Raw genomic sequence first — 1046 nt, forward strand, 5'->3', positions numbered from 1 at the left:
GCCTGGGTGATGCCGGGCTGGGTGGTGAGGGTGGCTTCGATTTCGCCGAGTTCGATGCGGTGGCCGCGGAGTTTGACTTGGTGGTCGGCGCGTCCGTCGTAGACGAGGTGGCCTTGGTGGTTCCAGTGGGCGAGGTCGCCGGTGCGGTACATGCGTGCGCCGGGGGTGGGGCTGTGGGGGTTGGCGGTGAAGCGTTCCGAGGTCAGCGCGGAGCGGCCGAGGTAGCCGCGGGCGAGTTGTTCACCGGCGAGGTACAGCTCTCCGGTGACACCGGGGGGTACGGGGCGCAGGGCCGAATCCAGCACATACACCTGGGTGTTGGCGAACGGACGCCCGATGGGGACGGGGCCTTCTTCGGTGCCGTTGAGGGGGTGGTCGGTGATGTTGACGGTGGATTCGGTGGGGCCGTAGGCGTTGATGATCTGGACGTCGGGGTGTTCGGCCCGCCAGGCGGTGAGGTGGTCGGTGTGCAGTGCCTCGCCGCCGAGGATGAGGGTGTGGGAGGGCGACGCCGTCTCCGGCAGGGTGGCGAGCAGCGGGAGGTGGCTGGGGGTGGCCTTGATGAGGCTGGGCTGTGTCGCCGTCTCTTCGAGGGTGGTGAGGTGGACGGTGCCGCCGGCGGTGAGGGGGGTCCACAGGGCGGTGATGGTGAGGTCGAAGGCGAGGGGTGAGTGCAGGAGGGTGGCGCCGTTCATGGCGCTGTAGGTGGTGCGGGCTCGGTGGAGGTAGGTGGCGAGGGCGTGGTGTTCGATGACGACGCCCTTGGGGCGGCCGGTGGAGCCGGAGGTGTAGATCATGTAGGCGGCGTGGCGTGGGGACCACGGGCTGCGGCGCTCGGCATCGGCGAGAGGTCCGTCGGGACGGCCCTCATAGGCCGCCGGGTCCACCGGCTCGGTGAGAGCGAGCGCCGGTCGGGCGTCGTCGAGCATGTAGCTGATGCGCTCGGCGGGGTAGTCCGGGTCGATGGGCAGGTAGGCGGCGCCGGTCTTGAGGACGGCCAGCATGCTGGTGATGGCGTCCAGCGACTTCGGCAGTGCGATCGCGAC

The 1046-nt window shown here is 70.0% G+C and carries 1 protein-coding gene; it reads right to left on the reverse strand.

Going from position 1 to position 1046, the window contains the following annotated elements; translation table 11 throughout:
• On the reverse strand, positions 1-1046 hold a 1046-nt coding region (locus ABTY56_RS38740; protein ID WP_350634392.1), incomplete at both ends, for an amino acid adenylation domain-containing protein.

It is taken from the genome of Kitasatospora sp. NPDC097691, assembly GCF_040302665.1.
Lineage (GTDB): Bacteria > Actinomycetota > Actinomycetes > Streptomycetales > Streptomycetaceae > Kitasatospora.